Here is a 17,658-nt window from a genome sequence, read left to right on the forward strand (position 1 = left end):
GAACCACGCCATGGCCACTCCAGGCATGAAGGGTTGATCCCGTGCATCTCCCGCACCAGCTCGGCTCGCTGCACAACCTCCCGGACACTCCGGAGGCGTACGACGCCGTCCTCGCCGACGTCACCGAGCAGGCTCTCGCGCGCCTCACGCCCGAGGGCAACCTCGAACACCCCGACTGCGTCGACGACATCGGCGACACCTCCCTCGGTATCACGTCTCTGCTGGCGCTGGCCTGGCAGCGCACCAAGGACCCCCGCCTGCCGGACGCGGTGCGCCGCAGCCTCGCCTTCCACCTGAGCGAGCGCGTCTACACCGAGGACAACCCCGGCTACCCCAACCTGAAGACGCGCGACTCCGGCCTGCCGTACGCCCGTTACACCCTGGAGGCCGGCGCGCACCCCATCGGAGACTGGCCGAGCACGGTGTGGGCCCTGCTCCAGGCGGTGAACGTGCTGGACGCGGCGGACGGCCTCGTCGACGACGGACAGCGCGCCCGGCTCGTCGAGGTGGCGCACGGCTACTGGCGCTGGCTGACGGAGGCGACGTTCTTCAACCCGCAGGAGGCCGGCAACCAGGCGATCGGCTGCGTCGTCGGCGGCCTGATGCTGGCCCGGCACCTGCCCTCGCCGGACGGCGAGTCGGTGCGGCGGCGCGCCATGCGGCTGTACGAGGACGAGATCCGCGCCCACCGCGTCCGCGACCGCGGCGCCCTCCTGCCGCCCGAGCACGGCGGCGCCTACGACAACAACTACGGCCCGATCTCCCTGTCCTTCCTCGCCCAGGCCCACCGGGTCAGCGGCGAGGAGGTCTTCGCCGAGGACGGCGACGCGCTCGCCCGCTACATCGACACCCGCCTGACGAACGGCGGCTTCGACAACGGCGGCCCGCGCTACAGCGAGCAGCACTCCGCCTTCGAGTCGGTGCTGGGCCTGCGCTACTTCAGCGCCCGCATCGGCTCCGACCTGGGCCGCTACCGGGGCGACAGCCGCTGGGCCCGGCACGCGAGCAAGGCGGACGGCGGCGTCGACGGCCACTTCGCGTGGATGCTGGTCTGGCAGATCCAGGACACCACGCGCTGGCACCGCGCCCCGTCCACGGCTCCGGCCCGGCACCAACTGCGCTCCGGCTCGGTGTCGGTGGCCTTCGACGACCGGATGACGCCCGCGCTGGTCGAGGCCGCCGGCACCTACTACCTGCCGGCCGCCGTCAACCGCCAGCACGGCTTCGGCCCGGTGACGGACGGCTTCCTGCTGACCCGCCCGATGGGCGAGGTCCGCGTCCGGGACGTGACCGCCGACGGACTGACGGCGAAGCTGGTCACCAAGCCGGTCGTCGGCCGCGACCACGTCCTGCGCCACGTCCGGTCCCTGTACGTCACCGACGGCACGAGCCTGTGGACGACGGTCGCCGTGGAACGGCTCCCGGGCACGCCGTACCTGCTCGCCGGCCTGCCGTACGCCGCCGACGACGGCGACCGGGTACGCCGTGTCTCGGAGCCCCGGGTGTCGTCGGCGGGCGCCCTGCGGCTGACCCACCCGGGCCCGGACGACCCGCACCACTTCGACGCCCGCACGGACACCACCCAGGAGCAGGCCGCCTTCGCCCTGGCCGCCGACCCACGCGGCTACGGCAACCCCGACGAGGGCTGGCGCCACCTGGTCGCCTCGACCGCCCTGGAGGCCGGACCCGCCCCAGGCGCACCCGAGGACCTGCACGTCTTCGCCGTGCGCTACGGCCCGGACGACAGCGCGTTCACGCCCGTGTTCGAGCGCGAGGGAACGGGCCTGAAGGTCCGCACCGAGGGGTTCACGGCCGTGATCGGCGACGCGGCGGGCGGCGCCGACGCGGAGCCGGAGCTCACGCTCGGGCGCTGAGCCGCCGGCCGTTCACGCCTGCGCGTCCACACGGGGCAGCGCGGACTCCGGCACGACGAGGTCGGCCCGGTCCCGCGTCGCGGCTACCAGTTCGGCGTTGCGCTGGTCGGACCGCATCACCCACGCCACGGCCTCCTCGTGCCCCTTGCCGAACTCCTCGTGCCGGGCGACCAGTCGCCGGAGCCGCTCCGGTTCGGGGAGTTCGCAGAACCACACCTCGTCGAGCCGGGGGCGGACCCGGGCCCAGGCGCCGGTGTCCAGCAGGAGGTAGTTGCCCTCGGTCACGACGAGCCGGGCCGCCGGCGGCACCGGGATCGCCCCCGCGATCGGCTGCTCCAGGACACGCTCGAAGCCGGGCGCGTACACGACGTCGTCCGTCTCCTCCCGCAGCCGCCGCAGCAGCGCCGCGTACCCGGCCGCGTCGAACGTGTCGGGCGCGCCCTTGCGGTCCCGGCGGCCGAGCCGCTCCAGTTCGGCGTCGGCGAGATGGAAGCCGTCCATGGGGACGTGCGCCACCCACGGGTCACCGGATCCGTTCAGTTCCCGCACCAGCCGCTCGGCGAGCGTCGACTTGCCCGCGCCGGGGCTGCCGGCGATACCGAGGAGCGCGCGCCGGCCGCCCTGGGGCAGGGCCCGGGCGCGGTGGACGAGGTCGTCGAAGGTGAGCGGCACACGCAGAGTCTTTCACCCTCCCGGAGTGTGGCGTGCGCCACTCACTGGACATCGCCGGCCGGGGAACCGGACCTGTATGACGCAGCTCGGTCTCCCCGAAGACATCCACGCCTGCCTCTTCGACCTCGACGGCGTCGTCACCAAGACGGCCGTCGTGCACGCGGCCGCCTGGAAGGAGATGTTCGACGTCTTCCTGCGCGAGCGCGACGGCGCGGACTTCCGGCCGTTCGACGCGGCGTCCGACTACGACGAGTACGTCGACGGCCGGCCGCGCGCCGACGGTGTGCGCACCTTCCTCGCGTCCCGCGGCATCGACCTGCCCGACGGCGATCCCGACGACCCACCCGGCGCGCAGACCGTGCACGGGCTGGGCAACCGCAAGAACGAGCTGGTCCTGGAGAAGATCCGCACCGACGGCGTCGAGGCGTACGAGGGCACCCTGCGCTATCTGGAGGCGGTCCGCGCCCACGGACTGAGCGCCGCCATCGTCTCCTCCAGCGCCAACTGCCGGGACGTGCTGCGCTCGATCGGCGCCGAGCACTTCTTCGACGTACGGATCGACGGCGTGGTCGCCGCCGAGCGCAAGCTGCCCGGCAAACCGCACCCCGACACGTTCCTGGCCGCCGCCGAGGACCTCGGCGTCGAACCGGCCGAGGCAGCCGTCTTCGAGGACGCCCTGGCCGGCATGGACGCCGGCCGCGCGGGCCGTTTCGGGTACGTCGTCGGCGTCGACCGGGTGGGACAGACCGACGCGCTGTACGCGCACGGCGCCGATGTCGTGGTGCAGGACCTCGCCGAGCTGGGGGGCACGGAGTGATCGCACAGCGGGCGTACAACGTCGAACCCTGGACGGTGCGCGAGACGGAGCTCAACCTCGACGTCCTGGCACAGAGCGAGTCCGTGTTCGCCCTGTCCAACGGCCACGTCGGCTGGCGCGGCAACCTCGACGAGGGCGAACCGCACGGCCTGCCCGGCTCCTACCTCAACGGCGTCCACGAACTGCACCCGCTGCCGTACGCCGAGGCCGGGTACGGCTACCCCGAGTCCGGCCAGACGTCCATCAACGTCACCAACGGCAAGGTGCTGCGCCTCCTGGTCGACGACGAGCCGTTCGACCTGCGCTACGGGCGGCTCGTCAGCCACGAGCGGACCCTTGACCTGCGGCGCGGCGTCCTGGAACGGGTCTGCGAGTGGACCTCCCCGGCCGGTTCGACGGTCCGGGTGCGCTCCACGCGGCTGGTGTCCCTGACCCAGCGGGCCATCGCCGCCGTGGCGTACGAGGTGGAGCCCGTCGACAGCCGTACCCGCGTCGTCGTCCAGTCGGAGCTGGTCGCCAACGAGAGCCTGCCCGAGCCGGACGGCGACCCGCGCGCCGCACGGGCACTGAAGTCGCCGCTGGAACCGGAGGAGGACCTCGCCTCGGGCAGCCGGCTGCGCCTGGTCCACCGCACCCGGCGCAGCGGCCTGCGGGTCGCCGTGGCCGCCGACCACCTCGTCACCGGCCCGGAACGGACCACCACCAGCAGCGAGAGCAACGTGGACGTGGCCCGGCTGACCATCACCTCCGTCCTGGAGCCGGGGGAGCGGCTGCGGGTGGAGAAGCTGGTCGCGCACGGCTGGTCCGCCGCCCGGTCCCGGCCCGCGATGAGCGACCAGGTCGAGGCGGCCCTGGCGGCGGCCGCGCACAGCGGCTGGTGGGGGCTCCTGAAGGACCAGCGGGCCTACCTCGACGACTTCTGGGGGCGCGCCGACGTCGAGATCGACGGCGACGAGGAGATCCAGCAGGCCGTCCGCTTCGCCCTCTTCCACGTCCTCCAGGCCGGCGCCCGCGCCGAACAGCGCGCCATCCCCGCCAAGGGGCTCACCGGCTCCGGCTACGACGGCCACGCCTTCTGGGACACCGAGGCGTTCGTCCTGCCCCTGCTGACCTACACCGCGCCGGCCGCGGCCGCCGAGGCCCTGCGCTGGCGCCTCGACACCCTGCCCGCCGCACGGGAGCGCGCGGCCCAGCTCGGCCTGCGCGGCGCCGCGTTCCCCTGGCGCACCATCGAGGGCTCGGAGGGCTCCGCGTACTGGCCGGCCGGCACGGCCGCCTTCCACGTCGGAGCCGACATCGCCGACGCCGTCGTGCGGTACGTGGCCGTCACCGGCGACGAGACCTTCGAACGCGAGGTGGGCGTGGAGCTGCTGGTGGAGACCGCCCGCCTGTGGCGCTCCCTCGGCCACCACGACGACCGGGGCGTCTTCCACATCGACGGCGTCACCGGACCGGACGAGTACAGCGCCATCGCCGACGACAACACGTACACCAACCTCATGGCCCGGGCGAACCTGCTGGCCGCCGCCGACGCCTGCAAACGCCACCCCGACGAGGCGGCCCGGCTCGGCGCCGACGAGGAGGAAAGGGCCGCCTGGCGGGACGCCGCCGAGGCCGTGCACGTCCCCTACAACGAGGAGCTCGGCGTGCACGAACAGCACGCCGGCTTCACCCGCTACCAGCGCTGGGACTTCGCCCGCACCAGCCCGGACCAGTACCCGCTGATGCTGCACTTCCCGTACTTCGACCTGTACCGCAAGCAGGTGATCAAGCAGGCGGACCTGGTTCTCGCCATGTACACCTGCGGCAGCTTCTTCGAGGAGTACTTCGACGAGGAGCAGATCGCCCGCAACTTCGCCTACTACGAGCCGCTGACCGTACGGGACTCCTCCCTGTCGGCCTGCGTCCAGGCCGTCATGGCCGCCCAGGCCGGCCACCTGGACCTGGCCTGCGCCTACACGGCGGAGGCCGCGCTGATGGACCTCGGGGACCTGGAGCACAACACCCGCGACGGACTGCACATCGCCTCGCTGGCCGGCACCTGGATGGTGCTGGTCGCCGGGTTCGGCGGTATGCGGTGCGCCGACGGCGCCCTGCGGTTCGCGCCGCGCCTGCCCGAGAGGTACAGCCGGCTGGCCTTCTCGGTGGGGTTCCTCGGCCGGTGCCTGCGGGTGGAGCTGACCGCCGGTCAGGTCACGTACACCCTGCGGTCCGGCCCGCCCCTGACGATCCGCCATCACGGCAGCGAGGTGACGGTGCGTGAGGACGCCCCCGTCACCCGCTCCGTTCCCCCGCCGCCCCGGCGTCCGGCCCCGAGCCAGCCACCGCACCGCGCCCCGAACACCCCCTGACTCCCCGGAACGCGTCAGGCACTTGGCCGAATACCGCTCTGCGCCGCTCCACCCCGCGGGTTAGCTTGGCCGTGTTTTCCGATCATCGGACTTCCATGTTCGGCCTGCGGGCACTGGAGGTCGTTGCGGCCCTGCGACGCGCAGGGGTAAGGGGTGGACGATGTCCGACGGCGCGAACGCCATTCTCGTTCGTAGGCGAAGACGCGAACGGACGGCTGCGTCGGGCACCAGCCGCAGGCGAGGTGTCGACGGACCGCTCGCCGCGGTGGCCGCCGCCTTCACCGTCGCGCAACTGGTCCTCGTGCGGCCCGTCCTCGGCCTGGGCTGGGACGAGATCGTCTACGTCAGCCAGGTCACCTCCCACACTCCGGCGGCCTTCTTCAGCGCACCGCGCTCCCGGGGCGTCTCCCTGCTCGTGGCGCCGATCGCGTCCTGGTCGTCGTCCACGCCGCTGCTGCGCGTCTACCTCGCCCTGCTGTCCGGCCTCGCCCTCTACCTGGCCCTGCGCGCCTGGCGGGGCCTGTTCCCGACCCGGGTCCTGGCCGTCGGCGGCGCCCTCTTCGCCTCCCTGTGGGTGACCCTCTTCTACGGTCCGCAGGCCATGCCCAACTACTGGGTCGCGATCGGCGCCCTGATCAGCGTGGGCTGCTTCCTGCGGGCCCGGGCGGAACCTTCCGCCCGGGCGGAGCTGTGGGGCGTCGCCGCGGGCGCCGCCCTCATGGCGTGGATGCGGCCCACCGACGCGGTCTGGGTGACCCTGCCGCTGCTCGTCCTCGCCCTGGTGCGCCGCCACTGGCGGCTCCTCCTCGTGCTCGTGGCAGGCCTCGCGGCCGGCGCCGTCGAATGGGTGATCGAGGCCTACGTCGGCCACGGCGGTCTCGGGCAGCGGCTGTCTGACGCTTCCCGCATCCAGGGCGGGCTGGGCTGGCAGATCGCCGTCGACGACCAACTGCGCAGCCTGGGCGGACGGGCCCTGTGCCGGCCGTGCACCGGGGCGATGCCCAACCCCCTGGTCACCGTCTGGTGGTTCACCCTGCCCGTCCTCGCCGGCCTCGGCCTGCTCGTCGCGGCCCGGGCCCGGCGCCTGGAACGGACCCTGGTCCCGCTGGCCTGCGCCGCCACGGCCGCACTGCCGTACCTGTTCATGATCGGCTACGCGGCGCCCCGCTTCCTCCAGCCGGCCTACGCGCTGCTCGCGATCCCGGTCGCCGACGCCCTGTGGCACCTGGCCCGGACCCCGGACCGGACGTGGCGACCGGTGGCCGCCGCCCTGGTCGCGCTCGGCCTGGCCGGGCATCTGGCGGCGCAGATCGCCGTCCTGGAGAGCACCGTCTCCCGCAACACCGAGAGCCGCCGCGACTGGGACCGCACCGCAGGAGCGCTGCACCGCCTCGGCGTCCGCCCGCCCTGCCTGCTCACCGGCCACGAGGCCATCCCGATCGGCTACTACACCGGCTGCTCCTCGGGCGCGACCTCCGGCCACAACGAGAACACCACGGTGGCCGACATCCTGCGCACCGCGGACCGTCTCCCGGTCGCCCACATCACACCGGCCGGCGGCACCCCGCCCCGCTACGCCCGTACCTGGCCCGTCCACCGGATCTCGGACCTGGACATCCGCGTCGCACCACCCCCACAGCGGACCGGCCCCTGACGCCGTACGGCAGTCCTGCCCCAACTCGCGTTTCCCGCGTGCCCCGTTCAGGTAGGAGTCGGTTGACGGTCGCGGACGGGTTGACGGTCACGGACGAGGGGGGAACGCCATGGCGGGGATCGACCACGAGGGCCGGCTGGGGGAGGAGTTCTTCACACCGGGCTCCTCGTCCTTCACCGAGTTCCTGGCGGCCCACCGCCCCGAACTGCTGGGCACCCGCCGGATCCTCCCGGACGGCGTCCGTGCCGAGGGCGCCCCGCACGGCACGACCGTGCTGGCCCTCACCTTCGGCGACGGCGTGCTGATCGCGGGCGACCGGCGGGCGACGATGGGCAATCTCATCGCCCAGCGGGACCTGGAGAAGGTGCAACCCGCCGACGACCACACCGCGGTGGCCTTCGCCGGTTCCGTCGGGCTGGCACTCGACCTGGTGAAGCTCTACCAGGTCGAGCTGACCCACTTCGAGAAGGTAGAGGGCATCCCCATGACCCTCGCCGCGAAGGCGACCCGGCTGGCCACGATGATCCGGGGCAACCTGGGCCAGGCCATGCAGGGTCTCGCCGTCGTCCCGCTGCTCGCCGGCTACGACCCCGCGGCTCCCGAGGGCGGGCGCGGCCGCATCTTCGGCTTCGACGTCGCCGGCGGCCGCTACGAGAAGTTCGGCTTCCACGCCGAAGGCTCCGGCTCGCCGTACGCCCGGGGCGCGTTGAAGAAACTGTTCCGTCCCGGCATGTCCCGGCGCGAGGCCGCCTTGGCCGCGCTCCAGGCGCTGTACGACGCGGCCGACGACGACTCGGCGACCGGCGGCCCGGACCTCACCCGCCGCATCTACCCCATCGTGTCCGTCATCACCGAGAACGGCTACGAGCGGTTGCCGGAGGCGGAGACGGAGGAGCTCAGCCGCGAGATGGTCGAGCAGCGCCGCAGCCGGCCGGACGGACCGAACGCCGCGGTGTGACACCCCGCCTCGGGGCGCCCGGCTCCGGCGGAGTTTTCGGTTCCATGGGCAAGACCTGTCGCCGGCTTTACTGCACACATGTTGCAGGTACCGGAGGATGGCACGAGGCTGTTCCCCGCAGCCGTCCGTCCGACAGAAAGACCTTCCCCCCGATGACGGCCGCCCCTGAGTCCACTCCGCCCCTCCCCGCCCCGGCTGTCGCCCAGCGCGCGGCCCGGCACCGCGTCCGTGCCTCCATGACGCGGCAGGAGTGGACCAGGGTCGGGGGGATGGCCGCGGTCATCGTGGCCCTGCACGTGATCGGCTGGTTCACCCTTGTCGCGATCGTCGCCCCCGAGCACCGCACCATCGGCACACAGACCTTCGGCGTCGGCATCGGCGTCACCGCGTACACGCTCGGCATGCGGCACGCCTTCGACGCCGACCACATCGCCGCCATCGACAACACCACCCGCAAGCTGATGGGCGAGGGGCAGCGGCCGCTGTCGGTCGGCTTCTGGTTCTCCCTCGGCCACTCCAGCGTCGTCTTCGCCCTGTCCTTCCTGCTCACCCTCGGCGTGAAGACCCTGGCCGGGCCGGTCCGCGACGGCGGCTCCTCGCTGCACGACGTCACCGGTCTGATCGGCACGACCGTCTCCGGGACGTTCCTCTACCTCATCGCGGCCGTCAACCTCGTCATTCTCACCGGCATCTGGAAGGTGTTCCGCAGCATGCGCTCGGGCCACTACGACGAGGCCGCCCTGGAGGAGCAACTGAACAACCGCGGCTTCATGAACCGGCTCCTGGGCCGCGTCATGAAGTCGGTCTCCAAGCCCGGGCAGATGTACCCGCTGGGTCTGCTGTTCGGCCTCGGCTTCGACACCGCCACCGAGATCGCCCTGCTCGTGCTGGCCGGCTCCGGCGCCGCGTCCGGCCTGCCCTGGTACGCGATCCTGTGCCTGCCCGTGCTGTTCGCCGCCGGGATGTGCCTCCTCGACACCATCGACGGCTCCTTCATGAACTTCGCCTACGGCTGGGCCTTCTCCAAGCCGGTCCGCAAGGTCTACTACAACCTCACGATCACCGGCCTGTCCGTCGCCGTGGCCCTGCTCATCGGGACCGTCGAACTCCTCGGTCTGCTCGTGGAGCAGCTCGGCCTGCACGGCCCCTTCTGGAACTGGATCTCCGGCCTCGACCTCAACGTCCTGGGGTACGTCGTCGTAGCGCTGTTCGTCGCCACCTGGGTCGTCGCGCTGCTGGTGTGGAGGCTCGGCCGCATCGAGGAGAGGTGGACGGGTGGCCTGGCGGGGCCGGGGCGCGGCGTCGGTCCATGACGGCGACGGACGGGCGACCCGACGGCGTCCGACGAGGTTAGAGCCCGCGTAACGGGAAACGCGGAACGGGCACGAGAGACGAACGAGTCGACGCAGCGCGACAGGGAGGCAGAAGTGATGGGCACGGAACCGATGCGCCCCGAGCCGATGGCGGACGACGCGTACCAGCCCACCGGGAGCAACGAGGAGCAGGAGGACGCCGCGCCTCTGGACCTCCAGGACGCCGTCGACGAACGGACCTACGACGACACCCTCGACGAGGGCTACTCCCCGCCGGAGAAGCCGCTCGGCGTCACCAAGCGCGGCACGACCGCCGCCGAGCAGCACGAGGGCGAGACCCTCGACGACCGGCTCTCCCAGGAGGTCCCCGACGTGTCCGCCGAGCCGGCCGGGGACGGTGTGGGCGACACCCCCGACAGCGACGGCGAGCCGGTCGACCCCGAGGCCGGCACCGTCCGTGCGGGCCGCCTGGTCGCCCCGGACGAGGGCGCCCACCCAGACACGACGAAGGAGACCGTCGCCACGGACATCGGTATCGACGGGGGTGCGGCCGGTGCGGAGGAGGCCGCGGTACACGTGGTGGAGGACGACAGCGTCCTGCCGGAGGACGACGACCGGGCGTGACCCGCGGCCGGGGGGCTACGGCAGCAGCTTCTCCAGCGCGGCCGGGCCCTCCGCCGCCAGCTTGCGCTTGGCCCATTCCAGGTTGCGCGGGGTGAGGTCCTTGCCCGAGGCGAGGACGAGGTCCTCCGGCGACACGTCGGTGCCGGTGCGGGCGTGGAGCAGGCGGTCCGGGGTGGCGCGGTCCTCGGGCGGCCGGGACGCGTGGGGCTGTGAAGTCGACATGTTCTCTGCTCCTAGGGTCCGGATCGCTGGTGCGGCCCCGGTGCTGAAAAACCGGTCCGATATCACCATTCACCGCGAGAGCCCGGCGTGCATCCGGAGAGCTCCGCCCCCGGCAGCGGAACCCCCTCCCACAACCCGACGCAAGCAGGTGGGAAGCCTGCCGGTGAGCCGCCGCCGTCAGGACACGCCCCGCGGGCGGGGCGCCAGCACGAGCATCGTGACGTCGTCCCGCACATCCGGGCAGTGGCGGACGAGGTCGGTCCACACCCGCTCCGCCAGCCCGGCGGGATCCTCGTGGGCAAGGCCCGGCAGCCGCTCGGCCAGGGGATAGAAGACCCCGCCCGCGTCCCTGGCCTCGGTGACACCGTCGGACGCGAGGAACAGCCGGTCGCCGGCCCGCAGCCGCACCGAGACGACCCTCGGCGCACTGGCCTCGGCGAGGCCCAGCCCCAGCGGCATGCCCGGTTCGACGTCCAGCTCCACGGCCCGCCCGTCCCGCAACAGCAACGGCCCGGACTGCCCGCACGCCACGATCCGCACCACACCCGCGTCGGCGGAGAAGTCCAGCAGCACCGCCGTCGCGAACAGCTCGCCGTGCGGCTCGCCCGCGGAGTCCACCGCCAGCCTCCGGTCGAGCCGGGCCGCCACCGCCTCCGGATCCGGCTGGTCCAGCACCGCCTCCCGGAACGCCCCCAGCAGCGACGCGACCGTCGCCACCGCCGACAGCCCGTGCCCCTGCACATCGCCCATGACCGCCCGTACGCCGTGGGGGCCCGCGCGTACGTCGAAGAAGTCGCCCCCGACCAGCGTCCCGCTCTGCGCGGCCCGGTACAGTCCCGCGCACCGCACCGGCCCGACCCGCTCCGGCAGCGGCGGCACCACGGCCCGCTGCGCGGCCTCGGCGACGGCCCGCTCGGTGACCAGCTGCGCGTCACGCCTGCTGCGCACGTACGACAGCAGCACGCTCAGCACCGCGACGAAGCACACGGTCAGGAGATCGGTGCTGCCGGGGTCGTTCAGACGGAAGACCGGAACCGTCAGCACGACCATCGCCAGCGCACCGAGCACCGCCGTCACGACCGGCCCGTGCGCCAGCACGGCCAGCGGCGGGATCGCGCCCAGCAGGAAGCCGATGTCGAGCGGCTCCGGACTGATCAGCTCAGCCGCGCAGACACCCGCCAGCAGTACGGACGGCAGCACCCGCGCCCAGACCGGCGGCGGTGCACCGCGCAGCCAGCCCCGCCGGTCCGGGTGCCGGTCCAGGTTCCGGTCACGGCCCCCGGCCCGGCGCGGCAGCCGGGCGCGCGCACTGCTCACACCACCACGCTGCTACGCCCCACCGGGCGACGCACGCGGACGGTGCGAGCGTCAGCCCGCAGGGGCGTGCGCGCCCGCTAGAACGGCGTGAGCGTCAGCCGCAGCCCCGTCGGCGCCGTGTCCTGGACGTACGAGGCGAAGTCGGCCACGTCGTCGAAGGCGAAGCCGTACGCCTTGCCGTCCCGCGCGGCCGCGTGCATGGCCTTGGCGTAGTGGTTGGTGAGGCCGGTCCGGTAGAAGGACGCGGCGTCGGTCGTCGGCTGGGCGGCGGAGCTCACCAGCGTCGAGCGGTTGAAACCGGCGCCCAGGACCGCGGCGACCGGCCCCGTCGTCCCGTCGTTGGGAGCGGCGAGGGCACCGTCGCAGAACAGCACGTCCCGGGTGGACGGCTTGCCGAAGGAGACCTCGGCGGGCCCGGTGAAGGACAGCCGCTCACCGCGCACCCGGCCGGTGAACGTACCGGCGTTGGTGGCCACCTTCAGGTCCTTGCCGGTGTACGTGCTCCACACCTCGTCGATGTAGGGCGCGAAGTAGTCCTCGGCGAACAGACCGGCGTCCAGGCCGTGCCCGGGGGCGATGATCCGGGTGTCGTCCACGACGAGTCGCGCGAACTCCGGCACCTCCCGCACGGCGGCGAACGCGGCCGCCCGGCCTCCGTCCCGCAGCGTGCCCGTGGTCTGGTCCTTCGCGCCGGTCAGCCGGATGCTCAGCGGCACGCTGAACATGTCGACCATGGTGGTGTTGCAGAACATCCCCGACGCGTTGTACGTGAATTCGGCGCAGTCGTGCAGCACCCCGTAGCCGGGGTCGGACGGCACCCAGCCGGCGGGGTACTGGAGCGCCGGCCGGCCCGCCCCGTCCACGACGACCTTGAACTTGAGCTTCGCGCCCAGCGACACGTAGATCCGGCCCGACATGTACGGCAGGGACAGCCGTGTCTCACCGCTGCCGGCCAGGGGGATCGCGTAGTCGGTGAAGCCGTCGGGCCCGTTGTCCGACAGGGCCACCGGGGCCGGCGTGCCCTCGGGCGTGAGACGTACCTGCCGGCCGTCCGCGTTGCCCACGACGTAGACGTGGACGCTCGCGTTGCCGAAGGATCCGCTGTTGTTGACGAGCGTCAGGGGGAGAGCGGCCGCCGCCTTCGGTGCGGCCGTGTTCCCGACCGCCCGGGGGGCCATCGCGGCGACCACCGCGCCGCCGAGACCGGCGAGGAGCGTGCGGCGGGCGAGCGGGTGTCGGTGATGAGGAGTCATGTGGGGGGTCTCCTTGTCGTACGGGGGGGTGCGGGTCGTCGGTTGGTTTGAGAGCGCTCTCACGCGGATCCGTGTGACGGATGCTACGGAGGGGCCGTGCCCTCGCCAACCCGTCCGCCATGCAGAAATCCCTTGCGGAAGCCGCCACTTGGGGACACCGTTGATCGCTTAACCGGCTCTTATGGGCCACTTAAGGCGCGTCGGAAAGCGATGGCTCTCCGCAGCACGCATCCCGGAGGAATTCCTTGACCGATGTGGTCATCCGCGCGCTCGACGCGAGCGACGCCGATCTCTTCGACACCCTGCCCGATCCTCTGGGCGCCCGTGAGGGCCACCGGCTGACCCGGCATCGCCCCGACTGGAAGCGGGTGGCCCTGCGCGACGGCAAGGTCGTGGCCCGCGGCGCCTGGTGGGGCGGCCCCGACGACACCGAGCCCGTCAACCTCAACTGGTTCGACGTGGCGGAAGGTGAGGAGGAGGCGGGCGCCGCACTCCTGCGCTCGGCCCCCTGGCAGGTGGAACTGGAACTGAATGCGCCCGCGAACTGGCGTGACGACCCGGCCCTGCGCGCCGCGGCCGAGACCCGTATCACCGCCGCACGGAAGGCCGGCTACGACCTCCTGGTGGAACGCCTGTTGTACCGGTGGACGCCCGACCGCGGTCTGCCCGAGCGGCCCGGGCGCCTGGTGTTCCGTGCCGAACCGGACGACGCCGTGTTCTTCGACGCGCTGCGGCGCATCCACTCCGTCACGCTGGACGCCCACGCGCTGAGAGCCGTCGAGCAGGGCGGAGTCGACCGGGCAGCCCAGGAGGAACTCGACTTCTTCCGCTGGTGCCCGTCGCCCCGCGAGTGGTGGCAGGTCGCCGCCACACCGCAGGGCGAACCGGTCGGCATCCACATCCCGGCCCACAACCCGTCGGGCCCGTGCATAGGCTTCATCGGAGTCCTGCCCGAACAGCGGGGCCGCGGCTACGCCTACGACCTGCTGGCCGAGTGCACCCACTTCCTGGCCGAGCGGGGTGCCGAGTTCGTCGCGGCCGCCACGGACCAGGGCAACTTCCCCATGGCCGCGAACTTCGCCAAGGCCGGTTTCCCGGTGGTCAGGGAACGCCTCAACTTCGAACCGGCGTAGGAGCCGGCCGTGTTGAAGGACTAACGCCCGCCGACGTTCAGCAGGGCGTCGGCCGCCGACAGGATCTCCGTGACCCGCAGGCCGAACGCAGCGTCGCACGCGTGCGGGCGGCCGGTCCGGGCGGCGGCCAGCAGGGCGTCCACGGCTCGCACCAGCGCGGGGACCGCTCCCTCGGAGCTCTCCGGCAGGACCGCTACCCCGGCCTCCCCGAAGAGTTCCACGGCGGCACCGGACGCGGCGGGCGGTGCCGTCAGGCTCAGGGTGAGGGTGCTCGACGCGCCGCCGGTGTGGTCCAGGACGACATGGGCGGTGTCCCCGGGGCCGTACGCCGCCGCCGTCACGCGCCGCACGTCGCCGAGCACCGGCAGCAGGACGGACAGGGCGTGCGGCCCGACGTCCCACAGGGCGCCCTTCTCCCGCCGCCACGGCGTGGCGAAGGAGCTCTCGCTGCTGAACACCGCGCCGAGCCACTGCGCCCGACCCGTGAACCAACCCGGCACAGCCGCCTGCTCGGTGATCCAGGCGTCCGGCTCGCTCTGGAAGCGCGCCGTGAAGAACACGACCGAGGCGACTCCGGCCTCCTCGACGGCCCCGACCACCGCCCGCCCCTGCTCCACCGTCGCCGCCAGGGGCTTGTCGAGCAGCAGATGACACCCGGCCCGTGCCGCCCGCGCGGCGAGCCCGGCCTGCACCTCGGGAGGCAGCGCCACGGCGACCGCGTCCACGTCGGCGAACAGCGCGTCCACGTCGTCGTACGCCCGGACACCGTGCCGCTCCGCCAGCTCCTTCGCCGCTTCGGGGCGGCGTCCCCACACCCCGGCGAAGTCGAGTTCGCCGTGCCCGCTCAGGGCGGGTGCGTGGGCCATCTGCGCCCATGGGCCGGTGCCGAGCAGTCCTATGCGCATGCCGCCGCCTCTCCACGGTGCCCTGGACAGCCGACGGCCCTTCCCCGGCCGCCCGCTCGCCGAAGAGCGTGTCATACGGAACCGGCCGCAGGGGAGTCCAGGCTCCCTTCGCGGCTCAGTCGCCGGGAAGAGACTGCTCAGCCCAAATGGTCTTGCCGTTGGTCACCTGGCGGGACCCCCAGCCCTGGGTGAGCTGAGCGACAAGAAGCAACCCGCGTCCACCTTCGTCGAAGCCATGGGCCCGGCGCAGGTGGGGCGCGGTACTGCTGCCGTCCGAAACCTCACAGATGAGGGTGCGGTCGTAGATCAGTCTGAGCTCGATGGGAGGCCGACCGTACCGGATGGCGTTGGTGACCAGTTCGCTGACGACCAACTCGGTGACGAACACGGCATCGTCCAACCCCCACTCGGACAGCTGTCGGCAAGCGGCCTTGCGCACCTCGGCGACTGCGGCGGGATCCGGCGGCACCTGCCAGGTCGCCACGTGCGAGGCGTCGAGGGCTCGGGTGCGGGCCACGAGGAGCGCCACATCATCGGAGGGGCGATCCGCGAGCAAGGTGCGCAGCAGGGCATCGCACCTGGCCTCCAGATCCGGAGCCGGTTGCCGCAGCGCCTCGCGCATCGCGGCGATCCCTACGTCGATGTCACGGCCGCGGACCTCGACGAGCCCGTCGGTGAAGAGGACGAGAAGGCTGCCCTCAGCCAACTCCAGCTCGGTCGACTCGAAGGGCAGGCCGCCCAGGCCGAGGGGAGGGCCTGCCGGAACCTCGAGGAACTCGACCGTGCCGTCAGGTGTCACAAGGGCCGGCCCGGGGTGGCCCGCGCGGGCGATCGTGCAGTGGCGCGAAACGGGGTCGTAGACGGCGTACAGACAGGTGGCCCCGATGTCGCTGTCGAGCGGGGTCATGGCGTCGCCGCCGGCAGCATGGTTGACCAGGTCATCGAGGTGGGTCAGCAACTCGTCGGGCGGAAGGTCGACATCGGCCAGTGTGCGTACGGCGGTGCGCAGCCGCCCCATGGTCGCCGACGCCTGAACGCCGTGACCCACGACGTCACCGACGACCAGGGCGACCCGGGCACCGGAGAGCGGAATGACGTCGAACCAGTCACCGCCGACACCGGCCCGGGCGCTGGCGGGCAGATAACGGAAGGCGACATCGAGAGCCGCCTGCTGGGGGATACGTTGCGGCAGCAGGCTGCTCTGCAACGTGAGGGAGGTGTCGCGCTCGCGGGTGTACCGCCGGGCGTTGTCGATGCACACGGCGGCGCGAGCGGTGATCTCCTGGCCCAGCAGCAGGTCGTCCTGCTCGAAGCGCTTGGGCCGGCGATGGCGGGAGAACGTGGCCACGCCCAGGGTGAGGCCACGCGCACGCATGGGTACCGCCAGCACCGAGTGGAACCCGAACCGCCGCATGCGTTCGGCCCGCTCCGGCGCCGTCCGGCCCAGATCCTCCAGGGCGGCGGGCGTGACGTGCTCGATGAGTGGCCGCTCCGCGGCCAGGCACTCCGCCGCGGTGGAGCCCTCGGGATAGGCCGCTACCGTCCCGAGCGCCACCACGGCTTCGGGGCAGCCCTCCAGCACCGACTGACAGGCGACCCGGCGCAGCATCACCGGACCGCGCGGAGAACCCTGCGGCGGATCCTCACCCCCCTCGATCGACGGCAGGAGATCGACCGTGACGAAGTCGGCGAACCGTGGGACGGCCACGTCGGCGAGTTCCTGAGCGGTACGGGGCAGGTCGAGAGTGCTGCCGATCCGCAGGCTGGCGTCGTTGACCAGGACCAGGCGCTGCCGTGCGAGGTTCTGCTCCGTCACGTCGTGTGCCGACAGCAGGACACCCTCGAGTCGCCCGTCGGAGCCCCGGACAGGGACGAGGGACACAGACCACAGGCTTTCCCGCTCATGGCCGGCAAGGTGCAGCGCGGCTCCGAGCTCCTGGAGGCAACCCGTCTCCAGGGCGGTTCGCATGCCCTGCTCGGCCCGTTCGCTCTCCGGGTCGAGGACGATCTCCGTCACCCGCAGGCCGCGCATCTCCTGTTCGGACAGGCCCATCACACGTTCCATGTCGGCGTTCGCCCACCGCAACCGCAGTCCGGTGTCGTACAGAGCCATCGTGTAGGGAGCCTGGGCGAAACTGCGCCGCACGAACGCATCGTCCTCAGGCGTCGGTGCCGGTCTGACCACCGGTGACACCAGCAGCCAGTCGTCCCCGTCGATCTCCCGATGATGGGCCAGCAGGCCGATGGTGAGGCGATGCCCGTCCCGGTGCAGCAGTGTCGCGGTCCCGCTCCACCTCCGCAGGCCGGTCAGCGAGTTCAACGCATCGGTCGGAGCGGCGTCCGCGAGAAGCGCGGCGGCCTTCCGGCCGACCACCTCGGGGGCCCGGTAACCGAGCAGCCGCCGCGCCCCTTCGTTCCAGGCGGTCACGACACCGAGATCGTCGACGACGACCCTGGCCGTCGCCGCACCGTCGACACGTTCTTGCGACCAAGCGCTCGCGCCGTCGTCCCAGGCGGACGCGGATCCGGTCATCACGTCATCTGCCCTCGCTCCCGCCATGGGCC

Annotated in this window: 14 protein-coding genes; 8 read left to right on the forward strand and 6 right to left on the reverse strand. The window is 72.6% G+C overall.

Features of this window, described 5'->3' with window-relative positions:
• Positions 1-41 precede the first annotated feature (41 nt).
• Positions 42-1,874, forward strand: a complete 1,833-nt coding sequence (locus SCNRRL3882_RS38515; protein ID WP_010038049.1) for a hypothetical protein — start codon at positions 42-44, stop codon at positions 1,872-1,874.
• Positions 1,875-1,886: 12 nt separating this feature from the next.
• On the opposite strand, the gene SCNRRL3882_RS38520 is transcribed toward SCNRRL3882_RS38515, so the two are convergent.
• A complete protein-coding gene (locus SCNRRL3882_RS38520) occupies positions 1,887-2,546 on the reverse strand; it encodes a nucleoside/nucleotide kinase family protein (protein ID WP_010038052.1) in 660 nt (219 codons plus the stop codon).
• A gap of 76 nt (positions 2,547-2,622) precedes the next feature.
• On the opposite strand from SCNRRL3882_RS38520, the gene SCNRRL3882_RS38525 reads away from it, so the two are divergent.
• From SCNRRL3882_RS38525 to SCNRRL3882_RS38550, 6 genes are all read left to right on the forward strand, one after another.
• Complete coding sequence (locus tag SCNRRL3882_RS38525) at positions 2,623-3,363, forward strand: HAD family hydrolase (RefSeq protein ID WP_010038055.1); 741 nt, start codon at positions 2,623-2,625, stop codon at positions 3,361-3,363.
• Positions 3,360-5,714 (forward strand): glycoside hydrolase family 65 protein, encoded by a 2,355-nt coding sequence (locus SCNRRL3882_RS38530; protein WP_010038057.1) that lies wholly within the window; start codon positions 3,360-3,362, stop codon positions 5,712-5,714. Before SCNRRL3882_RS38525 ends, SCNRRL3882_RS38530 begins: the two co-directional genes overlap by 4 nt.
• Before the next feature lie 160 nt (positions 5,715-5,874).
• Complete coding sequence (locus SCNRRL3882_RS38535; protein WP_029181047.1) at positions 5,875-7,368, forward strand: hypothetical protein; 1,494 nt, start codon at positions 5,875-5,877, stop codon at positions 7,366-7,368.
• Positions 7,369-7,477: 109 nt separating this feature from the next.
• Entirely contained in the window at positions 7,478-8,326 is an 849-nt protein-coding gene (prcB, locus tag SCNRRL3882_RS38540) for a proteasome subunit beta (RefSeq protein ID WP_010038062.1), read from the forward strand.
• Between the two features lie 152 nt (positions 8,327-8,478).
• Complete coding sequence (locus SCNRRL3882_RS38545; protein ID WP_029181048.1) at positions 8,479-9,639, forward strand: HoxN/HupN/NixA family nickel/cobalt transporter; 1,161 nt, start codon at positions 8,479-8,481, stop codon at positions 9,637-9,639.
• Between the two features lie 132 nt (positions 9,640-9,771).
• Positions 9,772-10,263 (forward strand): DUF5709 domain-containing protein, encoded by a 492-nt coding sequence (locus tag SCNRRL3882_RS38550; RefSeq protein ID WP_029181049.1) that lies wholly within the window; start codon positions 9,772-9,774, stop codon positions 10,261-10,263.
• A 15-nt stretch (positions 10,264-10,278) separates the two neighbouring features.
• On the opposite strand, the gene SCNRRL3882_RS38555 is transcribed toward SCNRRL3882_RS38550, so the two are convergent.
• The 3 genes from SCNRRL3882_RS38555 to SCNRRL3882_RS38565 form a co-directional block, all read right to left on the reverse strand.
• Positions 10,279-10,485 carry a hypothetical protein gene (locus SCNRRL3882_RS38555; protein WP_010038066.1) on the reverse strand — a complete coding sequence of 69 codons (207 nt, stop codon included), beginning with the start codon at positions 10,483-10,485 and terminating at the stop codon, positions 10,279-10,281.
• Positions 10,486-10,662: 177 nt separating this feature from the next.
• Positions 10,663-11,802 carry a PP2C family protein-serine/threonine phosphatase gene (locus tag SCNRRL3882_RS38560; protein ID WP_010038069.1) on the reverse strand — a complete coding sequence of 380 codons (1,140 nt, stop codon included), beginning with the start codon at positions 11,800-11,802 and terminating at the stop codon, positions 10,663-10,665.
• Positions 11,803-11,879: 77 nt separating this feature from the next.
• Positions 11,880-13,055 carry a beta-1,3-glucanase family protein gene (locus SCNRRL3882_RS38565; RefSeq protein ID WP_010038072.1) on the reverse strand — a complete coding sequence of 392 codons (1,176 nt, stop codon included), beginning with the start codon at positions 13,053-13,055 and terminating at the stop codon, positions 11,880-11,882.
• Between the two features lie 245 nt (positions 13,056-13,300).
• Between SCNRRL3882_RS38565 and SCNRRL3882_RS38570 the strand changes: the two genes are divergently transcribed.
• Positions 13,301-14,188 (forward strand): GNAT family N-acetyltransferase, encoded by an 888-nt coding sequence (locus SCNRRL3882_RS38570; RefSeq protein ID WP_029181051.1) that lies wholly within the window; start codon positions 13,301-13,303, stop codon positions 14,186-14,188.
• A 20-nt stretch (positions 14,189-14,208) separates the two neighbouring features.
• Here SCNRRL3882_RS38570 and SCNRRL3882_RS38575 read toward each other — a convergent pair whose 3' ends face one another.
• Positions 14,209-15,093: a Gfo/Idh/MocA family protein gene (locus tag SCNRRL3882_RS38575; protein ID WP_010038076.1), complete on the reverse strand. Its 885-nt coding sequence runs from the start codon at positions 15,091-15,093 to the stop codon at positions 14,209-14,211.
• 115 nt (positions 15,094-15,208) lie between these two features.
• A complete protein-coding gene (locus SCNRRL3882_RS38580; protein WP_010038078.1) occupies positions 15,209-17,626 on the reverse strand; it encodes a SpoIIE family protein phosphatase in 2,418 nt (805 codons plus the stop codon).
• Positions 17,627-17,658 lie beyond the last annotated feature (32 nt).

The organism is Streptomyces chartreusis NRRL 3882, assembly GCF_900236475.1.
Lineage (GTDB): Bacteria > Actinomycetota > Actinomycetes > Streptomycetales > Streptomycetaceae > Streptomyces > Streptomyces chartreusis_D.